Source organism: Psychrobacter sp. AOP30-A2-5, assembly GCF_052378115.1.
Lineage (GTDB): Bacteria > Pseudomonadota > Gammaproteobacteria > Pseudomonadales > Moraxellaceae > Psychrobacter.
Genome location: NZ_JBQSXK010000033.1, coordinates 1 through 18,801, shown reverse-complemented (window position 1 = coordinate 18,801; position 18,801 = coordinate 1). Strand labels below are relative to the sequence as shown.

Here is an 18,801-nt window from a genome sequence, read left to right as displayed (position 1 = left end):
TCGACACTTATTTCTAATATGCAGACTGCTTACCCCAATCATAAATACCGCGTTTGTAAGCATAAATCAGCATGATTAAGCCGGCGATAATCATCGGCGCGCTTAAGATTTGCCCTTTGGTCATCCAACCTAATAATATGAATCCTTGGTCAGCATCTGGCTGGCGGAAGAATTCAATGATAAAGCGGCTGATGCCATAGCCTAGTAAGAATACAGCGGAGGCGGCCATACGTGGACGTGGTTTTGATGAATACCACCATAAGAATATAAATAGCAGCAGACCTTCGGCAAAGGCTTCATATAGCTGTGATGGATGACGAGGCAATATGTATTGACCATTGACTTCAATCATCAATTCTTGCAATTGTGGATTGCTCTGTAATTGCTCCATATCAAACGCCGCGGCTTGCGGAAAGTAGGTCAGCCAGTTATAGCCACCGTCTGAGACGCGACCCCATAATTCGCCATTGATATAGTTGCCGATACGCCCAAACAGTAAGCCGGTTGGTACACAAGGAACGATAAAATCGAATACTTGAAAGGTAGTCTTTTTATATTTACGGGCAAAGAACCACATACCTAGCATGACGCCGATAAAGCCGCCGTGGAAAGACATACCGCCTTCCCAGACTTTTAATATATAGGCAGGGTTTTGGAGTAATTCACCGAACTGATAAAACAGCACATAGCCAATACGACCGCCTAAGATGACACCAAGCGCGCCATAAAAGACTAAGTCAGAGACCATGTCGGTGGTCCAATTGTCGCGTTTGGTACTGCGATACCAAGCCAAACCGTAAGCGGCAGCAAAGGCTAGCAAATACATTAGCCCATACCAGTGCACTTCCAATGGACCCAAGGAAAGCGCTACGGGATCATACTGAGGATGAATCATCATAAAGGCATCATAATTATTGGTAATAGAATGTATGAAATAGGCTTATATAAGAAATTTTTTGTCCAACAATTGAAAAGTACAACTATCGCAAGTCAGAATCTCATCTTATGGATAGAGAGACCTTCCAAGTAAACTCGCCTTCGATCTAATCTGAGCGGTTCATAGACAGTATGAAGGTATTTACTACCTGGCAATCAACAACTTTACAGCAACCTCAAAAAGACACTCATCTTTGATAGTAATACTAACTTTGCCATTATGAGCATTGGCGATAGCTTGCACAATAGATAAGCCTAAGCCTGTTCCTGAATGCATCGTATTCGTTTTATCATGACGATAGAATCGCTCAAACAGTTTATCGGCTTCAATCTGATTTAATGGTTTGTCTAGACGGTTGGTCATAGTTATTCTTAACCAGAGCTGCTCTGGGGATTGAATATCGTCTTTTGGCGCATTAAGCGAGGTGCTTGAAGTGAGGACAGTAGCGGATATCATAATAGTGCTATTACTAGCCGCATAATAAATCGCATTTGACATCAGGTTGGCAAACAGCCGTTGCAATAAGCCTTTATCACCTAGTACTGTTTTAAAATCACCCGATTTTTCAAAGATTATCTCACGATCCTCAGCAATCATCTCATAATAATCTATAAGCTTTGTGATCAAGCTCTCTATATCGACATGACTGATTTGCGAATCACTCAGCTCTTTTTGAGTTTTTGCCAGTAATAACATATCGTTAATCATGGCGGATAACTGCTTTAACGTATCATGCTGATGATGCAATTGCTCAATGTATTCGTCGCTTTCTCTTGGCTTAGTTAACATGACTTGCGTTTGCGTACTCAGCGTCGCTATTGGCGTACGTAGCTCATGGGCGATATTGTCTGAAAACCGTGATAATGATTCAAAGTTACTTTCAAGCTTGACCATCATAGAATTATAAGACTCCGTTAGTGGACGTAATTCTAACGGCATATCGCCAACCACAATTCTTTCATCTAACCTTTGAAGATTAATGCCTTTCATCTTTTGTACGATAGTAGCTAGGGGAGCAAAACCCCAGTGTACACTTAGTGCTGCTACTGAAACCAATAATAAGGTAATGGCGATAAGTATCAAGCTCAGCTGGCGATTAAACTGGATAAGATATTGATTATGCACATCGATAGGTAGAGCAATAAATGCCAAAACCTCTTGATGTGTAATGATAATGGCTCGGTAATGCCTATTATTTATCTTGATCATAAACTGCTGATCGCGATAGTCCTGCAATAGTTGTAACAAGCTAAAATCTGCCGGTAGATCATTGATGAAATTACTGGGATCGCTGGATAATAATTTGCCATTTTTATCTGATACTAAGGTTTTTAAATCATAATCCAGCCAAGAAGAATGTAGATGATTGGCATCAATTAGCGCTTGCGACTTTGATACTGTGAATAGTTCTATGTGATCTTCCAAACTAACCATACGTTTGCGCAGGTTAAAAGCTGCATGAGTAAGGATTTCTGAGTCCATTTGCTCAAAGTGTCCACTCACAGAGCGCTGAACCCATGCGTAGATAATAACCTGAGAGATAATAACGAACAATGTCAGTAAAAAAATAGTTCGCCATAACAGTGACCAACGCCGATTCTTAGATTTATGTCTCATTTGATGTCAGACTGTCTTTATTAATACTATCGTCGCCCATGCCACTATCCACGTCGACAGCCAGTGGCTCTAACTTGTAGCCCATTCCGCGTACCGTATGAATCAGCTTTATATCAAATCCATCATCAATTTTTATCCGCAAGCGCCTTATAGCCACGTCAATGACATTCGTATCACTCTCAAAGTTTATATCCCATACTTGCGAGGCGATCACAGTGCGCGGCAGTACCTCACCTTGACGTTCTAAGAAAAGTTGTAATAAAGCAAACTCTTTAGCAGTCAATTTTATATTAGTGTTGCCTCTATGAACGGTGCGTTTGGCAATATCCATTTTCAGATCAGCTATGTGTATGACCGAGCTTTTATAATCAGATTGATTGGCACGGCGCAATAGGCTTTTTATTCTAACAATCAGTTCAGCAAAAGCAAAAGGCTTGGTCAGATAATCATCGCCACCAATTTCAATACCTTTGATCCGATCGCTTAAATCATCTTTAGCCGTTAAAAATAAAACTGGCGTATGCTTTCCAGCAGCTCGGTAGCGCTGTACCAACTCAAAGCCACTGACGTCAGGTAGCATGACATCCATCAAAACCACACTAAAATCTTCAGTCATTAACGCATGATAGCCATCTAAACCTGTCATGTGATGATCCACGATGAAACCGGCCTCAGTTAAGCCTTTCTTAATATATTCTCCAAGGTTTTTCTCATCTTCTACTAACAGTACTTTCATCGTTACTTACCTTTATATCATTATAGTTGTCAACAGCGTATCACTAACATTGTTAGCTTATCAGCCATATATTTATCAGGAACCCTTGTTATAACAGTGTTCTTTGGATAGAGACAGATGCTGGTATTTGGTTTTAATGACAAGAAGATGACAATATTATGCTGTTCCTAACGAACATGTAATATCCGTGTCATCTAGCTGTCAGCCACCATTTAGTATTCTAAATCAACGCCGCATATTGGCTTGTCTCTGATACAGACTGCCTCTACGAGTAAAGCAATTATCCTACTTAAACAGTTTGTTATTTATCTTTAAAGGGTCTTATATGAAAAATTATAGTTCATTAAAAAAAGCAGCTTTGCTTTCAGTATCGATGTTAGTGGGCATGTCAGCGGCCAATGCGCATACCACAAACTTAGATGCTTCTGTTCTCGGTAATTGTGATGCGCTCACTAGTTTTGCAAGAAACGCAGATCATAATGATGCACAAATATCCAAAGAGCAAAAGAAAAGTTATGTCGACGCCAGAGTGGCTTGTCAGGTTCAACATCAAGATCAACATTTGCAGTCTGAAAAGTATTTTGTAAAAAAATATGGTAGCGATCGTGATAGAAATGCTGAAGCCATATTAAATGAATATATCGCGCATTAAAATCTAAAGCAGTGAGAATGACAGCATTGTAATCTTAACGTCATCTGCCAGTCAGAATGAATGATGTATCATTTAGGCTGGTTTAACAGCTATTGAACTCAATAGCCTTTAATCCAAACAATAGGAATTAATCATGTCACAATTTAAATTACTGTCTAAATCAATCGCAATGACGGCCATCGCTCTTGTCGTATCGACCTCAGCTATGGCGCATGACCCTAAAATGCATGCTGAAAAAGATCAAATGAACTGTGAAAAAATGCAAAAGCATATGGATATGATGGGAAAAATGGATCATAGCAAGATGGACATGAGCGATCCTGCCATGAAAGCGATGATGGCTAACATGGGTAAAATGAAGCAAATGTACCAAAAACACTGCGTTACTAACGACAGTAAATCTTAAAAATTTTAGCTCTGTTAAATAGCAGTCAACACTTAACGGAAATAAATTTTTAGGAAAACATATGAAATTTTTATTGGGTGCGCTCTTTACCGTATTTGTGGCAATCGTTAGCGTGTTTGCGGTTGTTACTAGTGGCGTTGTCAATGTGGGAGCTGACCAAGAGCATAGCCCAATGATGTTTAGCTTTTTAGAAACTGCTCGCAATCGTTCCATAGAAAATGCCAGTAAAGATATTGTGGTACCAGATTTAGAGAAGGTTGAGCTAATCAGTTCTGGTGGCGCGGACTATAAGGATATGTGTGCAGGCTGTCACTTGTCTCCGGGAGTGGCACAAACTGACTTTAGTGAGAGCTTATATCCAAAGCCGCCCAACTTTACCAAGGCTGATATTGTCAAACGTTATCAAACAGAAGACGGTGCAAAGCAAAGCTTTTGGGCAATCAAGCACGGTATTATGGCATCTGGAATGCCTGCGTGGGGCGCGTCCCATGATGACGGTAGAATGTGGGCAATGGTAGCCTTCATTAGATCGTTACCTGAATTAGATGAAAGCCAATACACGATGCTAACCACTAGGATAGATGGCGATATGATGGACATGTCATTTGACGGTGATATGAATATGTCAGATGGTGGTGATATGGGTATGAATATGTCGGATGATGGATCTGGAATGCAGCATTAATACTTTCTAGATATGAAAGCCTCCTAACTCACGGTTGTCGCTATTAATAATGCAGTACTGAACAGTGCTGCATTTAATGTTTTTAGTTAAGTACATAAGAATTCAAATATAGGGTGTAAGTTTTTAGAATATCGAGCATAACAATAGACGTTTAGGAGTAATTTAATGAGACATTACACACATGTGCTTTCTAATGGACATAGCTGGTTATCCGGTCGTGTCCTTTTATTGGTGGTGACATCGTCACTCTCGTTAACGCTAGCCGCTTGCAGCCAATCTAATACCAGTGGCTCTGATTCTCAACCAGTAAAGGTTGAACAGTCCGCTACCCAGAATGCACAAGTACAAAATGAAAGTTCTGCTCCTACAAATGCTCCCGTTAACAGCTCGTCATCATTACTCAAAAACGTCTCAGCCACGGTTTATAAAGATGCCAACTGCGGCTGCTGTAAAGAATGGGTAGGCTATGCAAAAAACAATGGATTAAGTGCAACCACGCACGATGTGGAAGATCTATCCTTATTTAAGGAGCGTTATGGCGTACCACAGCAAATGCGCTCTTGTCATACCACCGTTACCACCGACGGTTTTGTCTTTGAAGGGCATGTCCCTGCTAAACACATGGCTGAATTCTTAGCAAATCCTCCTGCACAAGCTATTGGACTTGCCGTACCGAGTATGCCGGTTGGTAGCCCCGGTATGGAGTATGAAGGTAAATTCATGCCTTATAAGGTAATGCAGCTTAATAAAGACGGCACCACAGAAGTCTATGCTGCTATTGAGTCTCCTCAGCAGCAGCTGTAGTGTTGGCTTAGATGTGAATAGATTCTGTTAAATATCGAAAATATTATAACTATAAGCTTAACCACCATCTCTCAAATTAAATTAGGTCATCATTATGAATAAACAGAACATACTGAACCGCCGACGTTTTTTAACCGGATCCTCTGCTGTCCTTGGTGCTTCATTGATGCCGACTATTGCTAGTAGCGCATTGGGACAATCGAGTCGCTCAGGCAGTCAGGGCGCTACTATTAACAGTGATAAACCCGATCATAAAGTACCCATACTGACAGGCAAAGAGTTTGATCTTTATGTCAGCAAAAAACCCATCATTGTTGATGGCAAGTCAAGCACGGCGACGCTCATTAATGACTCATTACCAGCGCCAACGCTAAAAATGCGCGAGGGCGATACGGTAGTGATACGCGTCCATAACCAAATGAATGAGTCGACCTCTATTCATTGGCATGGTCTACTAGTACCGTTTGAGATGGATGGCGTGCCCGGCATTAGTTTTGATGGTATACCAGCAAATAGCACCTTTACGTATAAATTTACGCTGAAACAATCTGGCACTTATTGGTATCACTCGCACACTGGATTCCAAGAACAAACCGGTATGCGCGGGGCCATCGTCATTGAGCCGAAAGGGCGCGAACGTCATCCTATCGAGGAAGACCATGTCATTTTGCTCAGTGATTGGACGCACCGTGACCCGCACAACTTGGTTAAACTATTAAAGCAACGCGCAGACTTTGATAATTATCATTTACCAGATTTTAAAAAGCTACTGTCCGATATTGCCGCAACAGATCTAAAAGCTGCTTTTGATAAGCGCAAAATGTGGAATCAGATGCGGATGATGCCGACAGACTTTACTGATCTGTCTGGTGAAAAAACCTTTACCTATCTGATGAATGGTAAAACCACAGCGGCTAACTGGACGCAACTTGTCAAGGCTGGACAGCCTGTCAAACTACGTTTTATTAATGGTTCAGCGCAGACGATATTTGATGTACGCATCCCCGGCCTAAAAATGAAAGTCGTCGCGACGGATGGGATTGATGTCAGTCCCGTCGATATCGATGATTTCCGTATTGGGGTGGCCGAGACTTATGATGTCATCGTGACGCCCACTAAAGACGCGCATACCATATTTGCTCAAAACATAGATCGGTCAGGCTATGTTGCGACAACGCTTGCTACCAAAAAAGGTGCTCGTCCTGCGATACCTGCTATGGACAAAATCGAATGGCTGACGATGGCCGACATGATGGGCGCCATGGGATCGAATGGCTATAACGCTAAACATGCCAAAACAGAATATGACTTTAAGTCCGATATGCGCGTTGATAGTCCGCGTATGAACCTTGATGACCCTGGTATTAATCTACGTAACATTGATAGAAAGGTTTTGAATTATAGTCAGTTGCGCTCTGTCGGCGATGAGATAATGGCAGAGCAGCGCAAACCCACCAGAGAGATTGAAATACATCTGACGGGAAACATGGAGCGCTATATTTGGGCTCTAGACGGGGTTATGTTCAAAGATGCCGCACCGGTCAATATTAAGCCCAACGAGCGCGTACGTATTACCTTAGTCAATGACACCATGATGAATCATCCCATGCATTTGCATGGTATGTGGAGCGATCTGCGGATGCCTTCAGGTGAGTTTCAAGTACGTAAGCATACGATAATGGTACAGCCTGCACAAAAGATAAGCTTTGATGTCACCGGAGAAGCTGGCAGATGGGCATGGCATTGCCACTTGCTCTATCACATGGAAGCAGGGATGTTTAGAGAAGTTGCCGTTGTTTAATAAACCTTCGAATATGAGCCTTATTATGAAAATATATAAAGTAGGTCTACCGTTTATTGGCATGTCATCTTTGATGCTACTAATGTCACCTTTAGCAAACGCTGCTGAGATGTCGAACATGGATCATGGCAGTATGGACATGTCTGGTATGGATATGTCAGATATGGATCACAGCAGCATGGATATGTCTGGTATGGGCATGTCGGATATGGATCATAGCAAAATGGATATGTCTGGTATGGACATGTCGGATATGGATCACAGTGGCATGGATATGTCAGGCATGGACCATGGCAGTATGGATATGTCAGGCATGGACCATGGCAGTATGGATATGTCAGGTATGCAAGGTGGTAAAGCTCCAGCTGATGCTCGCAGTCCTGACTATTCAAACGGTGTTCCCTATGGTCGCTTTGGTAAGCCTGTGATGATGGGTAGCTTACCGTTATGGGGCGTATCAGTAGACGATCTGGGCTATCAATTTGACGATGATCAAATCAATTATGAGTTTGATACGTGGTACGGTACAGACAGCAACCGCGTAACGCTACGTAGCGAAGGTAGTATCCAAACTAAAGATGATAAAGAAATTGATAGCTTAACCTCACTATCTTACTGGAAGCCACTTAGTATTTTTTGGAATGGGGAAGCCGGTGTTGCTTATGATACCGAAAATGATAAATCTGCCGTGATGGCTGGTATTGCAGGCACTGCACCTTACTTCATCGAAACCGATGCTAGAGCTTATTTATATACTGATGGGCAAGTTCGTCTAGATCTAGGTGCGGAGTATGAGTGGCGCTTAGATCAACATTGGGTAGTGATTCCAGAAGTAGAGCTGACGGCATTTAGCAAAGATGATACAGATAACCATATTACTAAAGGCTTTAATGAGTTTGGGGCTGACGTTAGGCTTACTTACGAGATGTTAAGTCGTCAGCTCGCGCCTTATGTGGGTATCAGCTATGAGACCGCTTTAGGCAACGCAAGAGATTTGCGACGTCAAGAAGACGAAGCTGTTGATTCTAGTAGCGTTACAGCTGGTGTGAAATTTTGGTTCTAGTGTTAACCATGTAAGTAACAACAGTTTATAACACTAGCTCTAAAAAAAGGCACCTCTTTATTTAGGTGCCTTTTTACTAAATTAAGGACAAGAATATGAATAACCATATGGATAATAAACAGAAGCAAATGAACCCTTATGTAAAGTTCACAATCATGATTTTAACATCGACAGTCGTGATGTTTATCATGATGTATTTTAATACTTATCAATGGGATCACGTTTATTTTAGCGAAACCAGAGCTTATATGGCGTTATATATGGGCGCTATGATGGCTATTATTATGCTCGCCTTTATGACCAATATGTATAAAAAGACTAAGGTCAATCTAATGGTTTATGGGATTAGTGTCGTGCTATTTGCCTTTGGTTTATGGGGCGTTAGATCACAACAAACGGTCGATCAAGTGGATTGGATGCAGGCGATGATACCGCATCACTCGATTGCTATTTTGACCAGTTCGCGTGCTGATATCGAAGATCCACGTGTACGCCAGCTTGCTGATGACATTATCGAAGCACAAAAGCGTGAAATCGGTGAGATGCAAGCGCTTATTGATGAGTTGGAATAGGCAGTCACAAATTTTGAGCACTTTGTATTAGGTGTTATTAAGTAAGCAGACTATTGAGAGGTGTACGTTCACACACTAGCACTATATCATTACTTATACTAAGGAAATAACAAATAAGGAGTCCTTGTAATGGTTATTATGATGCACGGTATGATGAACGGGACTATGCACGGCATGATGAATGGATCGATGCACGGTATGGGTTGGGGAGAATCTATTGTCTCCTTATTGTTTACAGTACTGGTTTTTGCGGTACTGATATTGACTATTATGGCCTTACTCAAATATTTGCGTAATAAAGATTAAGTTCCAATTGAAACTTAATTTTCGAGATATCTAGATTAGTAATTAGATGAATAGCAATTAAAGGTTGATGATTGTGCTTTAAAAGCTTTATTTATTGTCTTCAAGGAGTGATTTTATGAAACATATTGCCGATGAAAAATCTATCAAAGGTGGTCAGTACGATAAAGTGCCAGAAAACTATAGTGGTACGGTTTATATCTGCCCGATGCATCCTGAGGTTAGAGATACTGAGAAGAGCGATTGTCCGATATGCGGCATGTTTCTCAAACCTGAAGACGAGGTTGCTGAATCCAACAATAATGAGGGCAGTCATGCGCATTGTCATAAAGCGGATGCTAATAATAGTACTGAGTTAAAGTCTGTCGAAGGCAATAAGTACGACAAGATACCAGAAAATTATAACGGCACGATTTATATTTGTCCTATGCATCCAGAAGTAAGAGATGTTGAAAAAAGTGACTGCCCAATATGTGGCATGTTTCTTAAACCTGAAGACGAAGTTGCTAAAGATGATAGTCACGCCAGTTGTCATGGAAAGGATACTGATAGTAGCGGAGTAAAATCTGTTAAAGGCGGTAAATACGATAAAGTACCTGCTGATTACGATGGCACGGTATATACCTGTCCTATGCATCCTGAAGTGAGAGACGTTAGAAATAGCGGTTGTCCGATATGTGGTATGGCGCTTGAGCCCGAAACGCTTACTATCGGTGAAGAGGACACCTCAGAGCTTGACGACATGACTCGTCGTTTTTGGATATGTACCGTGTTGACTGTACCGCTATTAATATATGTGATGAGCGGTATGTTTGACTTAAACGTAGTTAATTTTAGTCAGTATGGTATCTCTTCAAAGATCTTACAATGGGCTGAGTTAGTGCTCGCGACCCCTGTAGTGCTTTGGGGCGCCGCCCCGTTTTTCGTCCGTGGCTGGCAGTCTATAAAAAGCCGCAATCTAAATATGTTTACCTTGATTGCGATAGGCGTAGGCGCTGCTTATATTTTTAGTATTGTCGCGACCTTTTTCCCCGATATTTTCCCAGACAGTTTCAGAGATGCCTCTGGTCAAGTCGGAGTCTACTATGAAGCGGCAGCGGTCATTGTGACCTTGGTGCTACTGGGTCAAGTATTAGAGCTCAAAGCTAGAAGTCAAACTTCAGGTGCGATTAGAGCTTTGCTTGAGCTCGCACCACCAACCGCAAGACGTGTCGATGAAAACGGTGAAGAAGTCGAAGTCTCGCTTGATGAGGTCGTCACTGGCGATAAGCTACGGGTTAAACCAGGTGAGAAACTACCCGTAGATGGTACAGTGATCGATGGTAATAGTAATGTTGATGAATCAATGGTGACGGGTGAGCCAATCCCTGTATCAAAAGTAGCAGGAGATACAGTGACTGGTGGTACGGTAAATGGCACCGGAACGCTATTAGTCGAAGCGGTCAATGTTGGAGCAGATTCAGTATTATCTAAAATTGTACAAATGGTTGCTGAAGCCCAGCGTAGCCGCGCGCCTATCCAGCGCTTGGTAGATCAAGTGGCGGGTTGGTTCGTACCTATTGTTATTGTCAGCTCTATCATAACCTTTATTGTCTGGGCGATATTCGGCCCTGAGCCCGCTATGACCTATGCTTTGGTTAACGCGATTGCGGTACTGATTATTGCTTGTCCTTGTGCCCTTGGTCTAGCGACGCCGATGTCCATTATGGTTGGTACCGGCAAAGGCGCGCAAAACGGCGTCCTCATCAAAAATGCTGAAGCGTTAGAGAGTATGGAAAAAGTCGATACCATTGTCGTCGACAAGACCGGAACACTGACCGCTGGTAAGCCCGAGCTTACCGCAATTGATGCGCAGGTAGGTCAAGATGAAGACGAGTTCCTCGCATTGGTAGCCTCAGTAGAAAGCGCTAGCGAGCATCCTTTAGCAGAAGCTATCGTTAGAGCAGCTCAAGAAAGATCACTCATTATTCCTAAAGCTACTGACTTTAATTCGACTACTGGCGAAGGCGTACAAGCCGTGGTCGATGGTAAGAAAGTCGCTATTGGTAACTCTAAGCTTATGGAAAGCCTAAATAGTTTTGATAATGAGCTGTCCACTAAAGCTGATGTCCGTAGAAAAGACGGTGAAACGGTAATGTTTGTGGCTATAGACGGTAAAGCTGCTGGTATTATTTCAGTTGCTGACCCTATTAAACCAAGCACTAAAGAGGCTATTTCACTGCTTCATGACGCAGGTTTAAAAGTTGTGATGCTAACCGGTGACAACGAAAAAACCGCGCAGGCAGTCGCCAATAAACTAGGTATTGATGAAGTTCATGCGGATGTCTCACCAGAGGATAAAAACCGTATCGTCAAAGAAATGCAAGACAGCGGTAAATTGGTCGCTATGGCGGGTGATGGTATCAACGACGCACCAGCGCTAGCGCAAGCTAATGTTGGTATCGCTATGGGAACCGGTACCGATGTGGCGATGGAGAGTGCGGGCATTACCCTGCTAAAAGGTGATTTAATGGGCATTGCCAAAGCTTATAAGCTTAGCCACGCCACCATGCGCAATATCAGACAGAATCTGTTTTTTGCCTTTATCTACAATGCACTTGGTGTTCCTATTGCCGCAGGTGTGCTCTATCCCATATTTGGGCTTCTGCTCAGTCCGATGATAGCAGCGGCAGCGATGAGCTTGTCGTCATTCTCGGTGATTGCTAACGCGCTGCGATTGCGCCGTTTGAAACTATAATTCTAGTACGGTAAAAAGTGTTCTAAAGCACACTGACACATACTGGTCTAAACAAGATCACAAAATATAAGGATACCGTTATGGGCAGCTTTTCTATTACACATTGGCTGATTTTATTGGTCGTAGTGGTGGTCGTATTTGGTACTGCCAAGCTTAAAAATGCAGGTAAAGATTTAGGCGGTGCGGTGAAGGGTTTTAAAGAAGCGGTCAAAGATGAAGAACCCGAGAATGCTCGCAAAAATCATGTGCTTAGCCATGAAAATAGTACGCCAGCTGCAAGTAATGATTTAAATACGCGTGTAGGTAATCAGGCTGATGATATGGAAATCAGCCCTATTTCCACTGATGACCAGCCTAAAGTATGAAGCGCGCCGCTTATAAATAGCGGCACTAAGTAGTCTATTAATATATGTGACTGTTATGTTTGATATTGGGTTTTCCGAATTACTCTTGTTTGGCGTCATTGCTTTAATCGTATTGGGCCCAGAAAAACTGCCGCAAGCCGCACGTACCGCTGGGCAATGGTATGCCAAACTGCGCCGTACAGTATCCACTCTACAATCTGAAATAGAAGCTGAGCTTGATCTAGCTGAAACACGTCAACAAATGCAAAATGAACTTGCGAAAATCCGTCAGACCGAGTCGGATATGAAGCGCGAATTAGCAGAAATGCGTGGCAGTATGCAAAAGTTTGAGCAGTCACAGAACCAAAGCCTAGACGCTTCACATCAGTCAATCACCCCTTATGCTAAAGACCATCAACAGAATACTACCTCCTCTTTCATTAAACAGGAGGCGGATCAGTGAGCCTATTTAAACGGCAAAAAAGTCGACAAGAAAAAATAACAGATATAGAGTTTGAGGCGCCAACAGATACAACACAGAATAGTGAGTCTGGAGATACGTTAGGTACGCTTGGCGATATGCCTATTACCGGACATTTAATCGAGCTGCGTACGCACTTAATAAGAATATGCGTGGTCGTCTTAATTATATTCTTAGTATTGGTGGGATTTTCACGCGAGCTTTATAATCTTTTATCAGACCCATTAGTGGCGCAGTTACCCATCAATTCGACCATGATTGCCACTGATATAACGTCAAACTTTATGGCACCCATTCGCTTAACGATATTCGTCGCCGCATTTTTAGCAATGCCTTATATCCTGTATCAAATTTGGTCATTTGTAGCTTCCGGCTTATATAAAAAAGAGAAGAAAATTGCCATTCCTGTACTGCTATCTTCGATATTTCTATTTTATGCTGGTGTTGCTTTTTCCTACTTTGTCGTACTCAAAGGGGTATTGAAATTTTTTATTATGTTCGCTCCGCAGAACGTTATACCAATGACCGATATTGACAGTTATCTGAGCTTTGCCCTCAAGCTATTTATGGTGTTTGGACTGACTTTTGAGATTCCAGTGGTTACCTTATTGCTGATAATGGCCGGAATCGTTTCTACTCAAATTTTAGAAGATAAGCGTCGTTATATCATAGTCGGCTGTTTTGGGATCGCCGCGGTAGTGACACCGCCTGATGGTGTATCAATGCTGTTGTTGGCGATTCCTATGTGGCTATTATTTGAGCTGGGTTTACTCTTAGCAAAGATATTAATTAAAAATGAACGAAATAATGATTTAGTCTCAGGGAATGAAACATTAGAAAGTAGCTAGCACTACTTAAACACGCCAAGAACCTTTTTTACTTTTTACTTTTTACTTTTTACTTTTTACTTTTTACTTTTTACTTTTTACTTTTTACTTTTTACTTTTTACTTTTTACTTTTTACTAGAGTATGTCAGCGTGAGTACTCTACTTAGCGACGGACTCTAAATGGAACACCCAACTAATAACAACGAAAAAAATGACGGTCTTGCAAATCGACTTAACCAAGAGTGCTACTGCATTACCCTTGATCGTAAAGCGCTTAATACAAGCCTTCAAGATCAATTGGTAGAAACTAGAAACAATCCAATAGGAGCGAACGAGCTTAATAAGCTTTTTTCAGCAACACCCGTGTTCGTTCCCAACACAGAGATAGAGGCGATGGAGCGAATCGTCAGGGCTATCGAGTCAGCTGCCGAACTGCCATTGTATCAAGAGCAAGTGCTGTCGTGGGCACCAGAAATAGCTGCTTTCGACCCAGGCCCAATAGGGGCCCTCATGGGTTATGACTTTCACTTGGGTAGCGATGGACCTCAGCTCATCGAGGTCAATACTAATGCCGGTGGCGCATTTCTGAATGTGTTGCTCGCTCGCGCACAAAAACGCTGTTGCAACCCCTCAGAGCAAAGCGCTGCAACCAATCAAATGCTAGATAGGTTCGAGGAAGCAGTGTTTGACATGTTCAAACAGGAATGGCAGCGACAGTCCGCTGTTGCTATGCCCAATCGGATAGCCATTGTGGACAATGACCCCGAGAGTCAGTTCATGTTCTTAGAGTTTGAGTTAGCCTGTCAACTGCTCCAAGCTAGAGGTATTGATACTGTGATACTTGATCCCTCTGAACTCGAGTATATCGACGGTACGTTAACAGCCCATGGCCAGAAAATCGATATGATTTACAATCGGCTTGTCGACTTTGCATTTGAGGACCCTGACCATGTATTGCTTAAGCAGGCTTATTTAGAGGGTGCTGTGGTAGTGACACCCAATCCCCGCGTACATGCTATGTTGGCCAATAAGCAAAACCTGACATTGCTATCAGACTCCCAAATATTGCGCTCTTGGGGTCTGGATGAGGCTGCAGTGGAGTGCCTCGAAAGGTCTGTACCGAGGACTAAGATTGTATCAAGAGACGATGCAGCAGAGTTGTGGCTTACTCGGCGGCAACTGTTTTTTAAGCCAGTTGCTGGTCATGGAAGCAAAGGCGTTTATCGCGGTAGCAAACTGACTCGACGCGTCTTCGAAAACATTCTGGATGAAGATTATATCGCACAGACCTTTGTCCCTGCAGGAGAGAGATCACTCAAAATTGATGACATCGTAACAACAAGAAAGGTAGATATACGTCTTTATACGTATGGCGGAAAACTGTTACTACCTGCTGCGCGTGTGTATCAAGGTCAGGTGACTAACTTCCGTACGCCAGGCGGTGGATTCGCGCCTGTCTTTCAGGTGTGATCGTCTAGGTCTTATTTAGATGGCATTAGGCTGTTATAAGTCCGGTTAACTAATTCAATATTCGGTGGTGTGTCAAAAAGTATGCTGATTAAAACTTGAACAATTTTTGAAGCCTTGAAAGCCCTATAGAATCAGAGAACTTAGCATAGATTTCTTATTGACTTCTATCGCCAGCATACTTTTTAGAACACCACCGAATAAAAAGCCTCTGACAAACCTCACAGGGTTGAAGTGCTGCCTTTCATTCAAAATTTCAGGCAGCACCCTCATACATTTAAGTGTCGGTATGACCTGGTAGTTTACTAGCCAAAACATCTACTTTTTCAATAGACGGTGGCTCTGAAAATAGCTCATCGGCCTGATCCATCAAAGCAGCTGCAACCTTGCCAGATAAATGTGCTTGGCGACCCGCCTCATCAGGAAATGCATCAAAAATACCAAATGTTGCAGGTCCAAGACGTAGGCCAAACCACGCAACTGTCGCAGGTTCTTCCATTACAATAGGTAAACCGGCTTTAAGGAAAGCTTCCACTTCATCTTCTTTACCCGGTTTAGCTTCAAGACGGACATATAAAGCTGTTTTAAGCATGACTAAAACTCCATAATTATTAGAATTAAAACTGATTCTGGCATTTCTAATATATGCATGTCAGACAGTTTTGTTGTATAAAAGTTAAAAAAAATTTCCCATAGCTGAGCCAAAATCTGGGTTTTTATTTCGACATAATGCTATTGCTGCAGAGTTGCACCACATTCCACATTGTCTTCTAACGCTTTTTCAATCGCTTGCGTCTGACCTTTGATCTTTCTGACACGTAGAAGAATCTTTTTTTGTCTTCAACCTGATTAGGCATAAGACCTCCTTATTTGCTAGCATTAATACTATAGTACCCATAGTATAAAAAGAGCAATATTTTTTATAAATCGAAAATCAAAAATATCTTTAGCGAAAATTTTCTATCCCTGTTTTTAGTTTTTTTAAATTAATATCATAGAGCTTATGCGAAAGTCACAAAAAAATGGGACTTTTAGCTCCCATTTTTTTATTTTGGCTCATGTTCTTTGTAATGCTGTGACCTTTTAGAATTATGTTTCAAATTTTAGCCACTTTGTAGATATTTTGAACGTTTCAAGCCTTGAAAATACTACCGATAGTTTAGATTAAACTGCCTTTACAGACTGTACTAGAATATTTTTAGTGAGCGGATGATATTTATTATTCATTATTTAGGAATTATTAAATCCTATAAATATCATTTATTGGATTAATTTACTTTGGTATTGTGCATATCATCCCCCAGTTAAGAATAAGGAACAACTATGAATAAGATGATGAATGCGCTTATCCTAGAAAATTTTGGTGATCATGAATTTAAACGTGTAGAACTCCCTATACCTCAACCAGAGGCTGGGCAAGTTCTAGTACGTATTCATGCCAGTGGTGTAAACCCTATTGATTATAAAATTCGTCTTGGTGAAGCAACATATGCTATGCCAGAGCTTCCTGCCGTGTTGGGAACGGATATGGCTGGAGTTGTAACTGCTGTGGGTGAAGGTGTCACCCACTTCAACGTCGGAGATGAAGTTTACGGTCTGATTGGTGGCGTTCGTGGTCTTCAAGGATCTTTAGCAGAATATGTTGTAGCAGATGCTGATCTGATCGCATTAAAGCCACGGAATATCTCTATGCGCGAGGCAGCAGTACTACCATTGACGTTCCTCACCGCTTGGGAAGGTTTAGTGGATAATGCGAAGGTCCAACCAGGGCAAACTGTACTGGTGCAGGGTGGTGCTGGTGGCGTTGGTTATATGGTGGTTCAGCTTGCAAAAGCACTTGATGCAAATGTTTGGGCGACTGCTCGTACCGCTGATCAATCACTGATTTCAGAACTCGGTGCAACACCTCTCGATTACACAACAGCATCTTCCGATGACATTATTGCTGCAAGCCCTGAGGGTCAAGGTTTTAACATTGTTTACGACACTGTGGGCGGTCCAGTACTCGAAGCTTCACTTTCCATGACGACTCACTATGGCCACATCACCAGCTGTGCTGCATTTGGCAATCATAATTTAGCGAATTCATCTCTACGGTGTGCCACAGTGTCTGGCGTATTCGTCCTAATGCCGACGTTAACAGGCAATCGCCGTTCTCATCATGGTGATGTCCTTAAGACCGCGACTCGTCTCGTTGAGGAAGGTAAACTGCGTCCTATTGTTGATCCTCGTCATTTTACTCTAGACCAAGCGATTGAGGCTCATGATGCTGTTCAAGATCGCTCTGCTAATATTAAGGTAGTTATCGATGTCATTTAACGCACTTCAGGCCAAGACTTGGCGCTTCAATTGTATTGGAGATACAGATGTTCTGACATTAGAAACACTTCCTGTTGCTTTACCAGCCGCAGGAGAAGTTCTAATACAGATGAAAACGATCGGACTCAACCGGGCCGATGTAATGTTTCGGCGTGGTACTTATATTCAAAAGGCAGTATTCCCTTCTCGTCTGGGATATGAGGGAGCAGGCATAGTTCTTGCGATAGGTGAAGGTGTACGCCAATTTTCTCCAGGAGATGCAGTATCGATTCTTCCGACTGACAATCTAGCCAAATATGGGACATATGCGGACAAGCTTCTGATTCCAGAAAATTTTTTAGTTCACAAACCCGATAGTTTAAGCTGGGAAGAAGCTTCTTCAATCTGGATGCAGTATTTGACGGCTTGGGGTGGTGTAATCCATGCTGGTGGATTATCGAAAGGAAAAACGATCTTGATCACAGCAGCTTCAAGTAGCGTAGGACTAGCTGCGATACAGATAGCTGAAGCAGCGGGTGCTAAGGTCATTGCAAGTACACAGACGATAGAGAAAAAGCAACGTTTACTGGATCTCGGTGTTAAAAATGTTATAGCCAGTGAAGATGAACCCGATTTGTATGAGGCGCTTGTTTTACGTTTAGGTGGAGAACATCTTGATGTCGCCTTCGATGCTGTAGGAGGGCCACATATTGAACAGATTGCAAAAGCGATGTCTGTAGGAGGAACTATGGTTATGCATGGTGCACTTAGCCCGGAGAACACACCATTTCCCCTTAAAGTTGCATTACGCAAGAGCTTAACCATGCGAGGTTTTTTGTTCCTTGAGGTTCTCCATGACCCTGTTCTAAGGGAGCAAGCCAGACGATTTATTCTTAGCAGTATAGGTGCAGGATATCTTCGTCCAGTGATCGACCGTTGCTTTAACTTTGAGGACATGCATGACGCTCAGCGCTATCTTGAATCAAATCAGCAAATAGGAAAAATTGTAGTTACTCTAAATACATGATGGTCTTATCTGATTCAGGTTTCTATATGGCCCAGCACTTCCA

At 42.3% G+C, this 18,801-nt stretch carries 19 protein-coding genes and 1 pseudogene; 15 read left to right on the top strand and 5 right to left on the bottom strand.

The features are described from left to right. Nucleotides 1-13: 13 nt before the first annotated feature. The 3 genes from lgt to ACT3S4_RS13820 form a co-directional block, all read right to left on the bottom strand. Nucleotides 14-898: a prolipoprotein diacylglyceryl transferase gene (lgt, locus tag ACT3S4_RS13830; protein WP_011959981.1), complete on the bottom strand. Its 885-nt coding sequence runs from the start codon at nt 896-898 to the stop codon at nt 14-16. A 183-nt stretch (nt 899-1,081) separates the two neighbouring features. Next, nucleotides 1,082-2,554 (bottom strand): ATP-binding protein, encoded by a 1,473-nt coding sequence (locus ACT3S4_RS13825; RefSeq protein WP_201560986.1) that lies wholly within the window; start codon nt 2,552-2,554, stop codon nt 1,082-1,084. Further along, on the bottom strand, nt 2,544-3,290 hold the full coding sequence (locus tag ACT3S4_RS13820) for a heavy metal response regulator transcription factor (RefSeq protein WP_045448100.1): 747 nt from the start codon (nt 3,288-3,290) through the stop codon (nt 2,544-2,546). Before ACT3S4_RS13820 ends, ACT3S4_RS13825 begins: the two co-directional genes overlap by 11 nt. A 325-nt stretch (nt 3,291-3,615) precedes the next feature. Between ACT3S4_RS13820 and ACT3S4_RS13815 the strand changes: the two genes are divergently transcribed. The 13 genes from ACT3S4_RS13815 (at nt 3,616) to ACT3S4_RS13755 (ending at nt 15,436) form a co-directional block, all read left to right on the top strand. Continuing rightward, nucleotides 3,616-3,942: a hypothetical protein gene (locus ACT3S4_RS13815; protein WP_444761263.1), complete on the top strand. Its 327-nt coding sequence runs from the start codon at nt 3,616-3,618 to the stop codon at nt 3,940-3,942. A 133-nt stretch (nt 3,943-4,075) separates the two neighbouring features. Further along, nucleotides 4,076-4,348: a hypothetical protein gene (locus tag ACT3S4_RS13810; protein ID WP_011959985.1), complete on the top strand. Its 273-nt coding sequence runs from the start codon at nt 4,076-4,078 to the stop codon at nt 4,346-4,348. Nucleotides 4,349-4,409: 61 nt separating this feature from the next. Next, the gene (locus ACT3S4_RS13805) at nt 4,410-5,033 is read left to right on the top strand and encodes a c-type cytochrome (protein ID WP_045448094.1); all 624 of its coding nucleotides are present in this window, start codon (nt 4,410-4,412) and stop codon (nt 5,031-5,033) included. A 165-nt stretch (nt 5,034-5,198) separates the two neighbouring features. After that, complete coding sequence (locus ACT3S4_RS13800) at nt 5,199-5,837, top strand: DUF411 domain-containing protein (protein WP_011959987.1); 639 nt, start codon at nt 5,199-5,201, stop codon at nt 5,835-5,837. Between the two features lie 94 nt (nt 5,838-5,931). Continuing rightward, nucleotides 5,932-7,638 (top strand): copper resistance system multicopper oxidase, encoded by a 1,707-nt coding sequence (locus ACT3S4_RS13795; protein ID WP_238050473.1) that lies wholly within the window; start codon nt 5,932-5,934, stop codon nt 7,636-7,638. Nucleotides 7,639-7,663: 25 nt separating this feature from the next. Next, nucleotides 7,664-8,701: a copper resistance protein B gene (locus ACT3S4_RS13790; protein ID WP_444761261.1), complete on the top strand. Its 1,038-nt coding sequence runs from the start codon at nt 7,664-7,666 to the stop codon at nt 8,699-8,701. Nucleotides 8,702-8,796: 95 nt separating this feature from the next. Then, nucleotides 8,797-9,273 carry a DUF305 domain-containing protein gene (locus ACT3S4_RS13785; RefSeq protein WP_037059145.1) on the top strand — a complete coding sequence of 159 codons (477 nt, stop codon included), beginning with the start codon at nt 8,797-8,799 and terminating at the stop codon, nt 9,271-9,273. Nucleotides 9,274-9,423: 150 nt separating this feature from the next. Beyond that, the gene (locus ACT3S4_RS13780) at nt 9,424-9,579 is read left to right on the top strand and encodes a hypothetical protein (protein WP_201555241.1); all 156 of its coding nucleotides are present in this window, start codon (nt 9,424-9,426) and stop codon (nt 9,577-9,579) included. A gap of 115 nt (nt 9,580-9,694) precedes the next feature. Beyond that, nucleotides 9,695-12,313 (top strand): copper-transporting P-type ATPase, encoded by a 2,619-nt coding sequence (locus ACT3S4_RS13775; RefSeq protein WP_444761260.1) that lies wholly within the window; start codon nt 9,695-9,697, stop codon nt 12,311-12,313. 80 nt (nt 12,314-12,393) lie between these two features. Further along, a complete protein-coding gene (gene tatA, locus ACT3S4_RS13770; RefSeq protein WP_011959992.1) occupies nt 12,394-12,678 on the top strand; it encodes a Sec-independent protein translocase subunit TatA in 285 nt (94 codons plus the stop codon). A 55-nt stretch (nt 12,679-12,733) separates the two neighbouring features. Next, nucleotides 12,734-13,120, top strand: coding sequence for a Sec-independent protein translocase protein TatB (tatB, locus tag ACT3S4_RS13765; protein WP_011959993.1), 387 nt, complete (start codon nt 12,734-12,736; stop codon nt 13,118-13,120). After that, a complete protein-coding gene (gene tatC, locus ACT3S4_RS13760; RefSeq protein ID WP_011959994.1) occupies nt 13,117-13,986 on the top strand; it encodes a twin-arginine translocase subunit TatC in 870 nt (289 codons plus the stop codon). The genes tatB and tatC overlap by 4 nt, the downstream gene beginning before the upstream one ends. 160 nt (nt 13,987-14,146) lie before the next feature. Then, complete coding sequence (locus ACT3S4_RS13755) at nt 14,147-15,436, top strand: hypothetical protein (RefSeq protein ID WP_443544974.1); 1,290 nt, start codon at nt 14,147-14,149, stop codon at nt 15,434-15,436. Between the two features lie 274 nt (nt 15,437-15,710). On the opposite strand, the gene ACT3S4_RS13750 is transcribed toward ACT3S4_RS13755, so the two are convergent. Both ACT3S4_RS13750 and ACT3S4_RS13745 read right to left on the bottom strand, forming a co-directional pair. Next, nucleotides 15,711-16,025: a putative quinol monooxygenase gene (locus ACT3S4_RS13750; RefSeq protein WP_201567797.1), complete on the bottom strand. Its 315-nt coding sequence runs from the start codon at nt 16,023-16,025 to the stop codon at nt 15,711-15,713. Between the two features lie 143 nt (nt 16,026-16,168). Beyond that, nucleotides 16,169-16,290, bottom strand: a pseudogene (locus ACT3S4_RS13745) (metal-sensing transcriptional repressor); the annotation flags it as partial. 466 nt (nt 16,291-16,756) lie between these two features. Between ACT3S4_RS13745 and ACT3S4_RS13740 the strand changes: the two are divergent. Next, nucleotides 16,757-17,752 carry a zinc-dependent alcohol dehydrogenase family protein gene (locus tag ACT3S4_RS13740; RefSeq protein WP_444761259.1) on the top strand — a complete coding sequence of 332 codons (996 nt, stop codon included), beginning with the start codon at nt 16,757-16,759 and terminating at the stop codon, nt 17,750-17,752. Then, nucleotides 17,742-18,758 carry a zinc-dependent alcohol dehydrogenase family protein gene (locus ACT3S4_RS13735; protein ID WP_095570626.1) on the top strand — a complete coding sequence of 339 codons (1,017 nt, stop codon included), beginning with the start codon at nt 17,742-17,744 and terminating at the stop codon, nt 18,756-18,758. The genes ACT3S4_RS13740 and ACT3S4_RS13735 overlap by 11 nt, the downstream gene beginning before the upstream one ends. Nucleotides 18,759-18,801 lie beyond the last annotated feature (43 nt).

Coding starts and splice junctions, on each gene's coding strand:
- ACT3S4_RS13790 (WP_444761261.1), top strand. CDS start 7,664: ATGAAAATATATAAAGTAGGTCTACCGTTTATTGGCATGTCATCTTTG.
- ACT3S4_RS13735 (WP_095570626.1), top strand. CDS start 17,742: ATGTCATTTAACGCACTTCAGGCCAAGACTTGGCGCTTCAATTGTATT.
- ACT3S4_RS13780 (WP_201555241.1), top strand. CDS start 9,424: ATGATGAACGGGACTATGCACGGCATGATGAATGGATCGATGCACGGT.
- ACT3S4_RS13820 (WP_045448100.1), bottom strand. CDS start 3,290: ATGAAAGTACTGTTAGTAGAAGATGAGAAAAACCTTGGAGAATATATT.
- ACT3S4_RS13800 (WP_011959987.1), top strand. CDS start 5,199: ATGAGACATTACACACATGTGCTTTCTAATGGACATAGCTGGTTATCC.
- ACT3S4_RS13810 (WP_011959985.1), top strand. CDS start 4,076: ATGTCACAATTTAAATTACTGTCTAAATCAATCGCAATGACGGCCATC.
- ACT3S4_RS13740 (WP_444761259.1), top strand. CDS start 16,757: ATGAATAAGATGATGAATGCGCTTATCCTAGAAAATTTTGGTGATCAT.
- tatA (WP_011959992.1), top strand. CDS start 12,394: ATGGGCAGCTTTTCTATTACACATTGGCTGATTTTATTGGTCGTAGTG.
- lgt (WP_011959981.1), bottom strand. CDS start 898: ATGATGATTCATCCTCAGTATGATCCCGTAGCGCTTTCCTTGGGTCCA.
- ACT3S4_RS13795 (WP_238050473.1), top strand. CDS start 5,932: ATGAATAAACAGAACATACTGAACCGCCGACGTTTTTTAACCGGATCC.
- tatB (WP_011959993.1), top strand. CDS start 12,734: ATGTTTGATATTGGGTTTTCCGAATTACTCTTGTTTGGCGTCATTGCT.
- ACT3S4_RS13805 (WP_045448094.1), top strand. CDS start 4,410: ATGAAATTTTTATTGGGTGCGCTCTTTACCGTATTTGTGGCAATCGTT.
- ACT3S4_RS13750 (WP_201567797.1), bottom strand. CDS start 16,025: ATGCTTAAAACAGCTTTATATGTCCGTCTTGAAGCTAAACCGGGTAAA.
- ACT3S4_RS13785 (WP_037059145.1), top strand. CDS start 8,797: ATGAATAACCATATGGATAATAAACAGAAGCAAATGAACCCTTATGTA.
- ACT3S4_RS13775 (WP_444761260.1), top strand. CDS start 9,695: ATGAAACATATTGCCGATGAAAAATCTATCAAAGGTGGTCAGTACGAT.
- ACT3S4_RS13815 (WP_444761263.1), top strand. CDS start 3,616: ATGAAAAATTATAGTTCATTAAAAAAAGCAGCTTTGCTTTCAGTATCG.
- ACT3S4_RS13825 (WP_201560986.1), bottom strand. CDS start 2,554: ATGAGACATAAATCTAAGAATCGGCGTTGGTCACTGTTATGGCGAACT.
- ACT3S4_RS13755 (WP_443544974.1), top strand. CDS start 14,147: ATGGAACACCCAACTAATAACAACGAAAAAAATGACGGTCTTGCAAAT.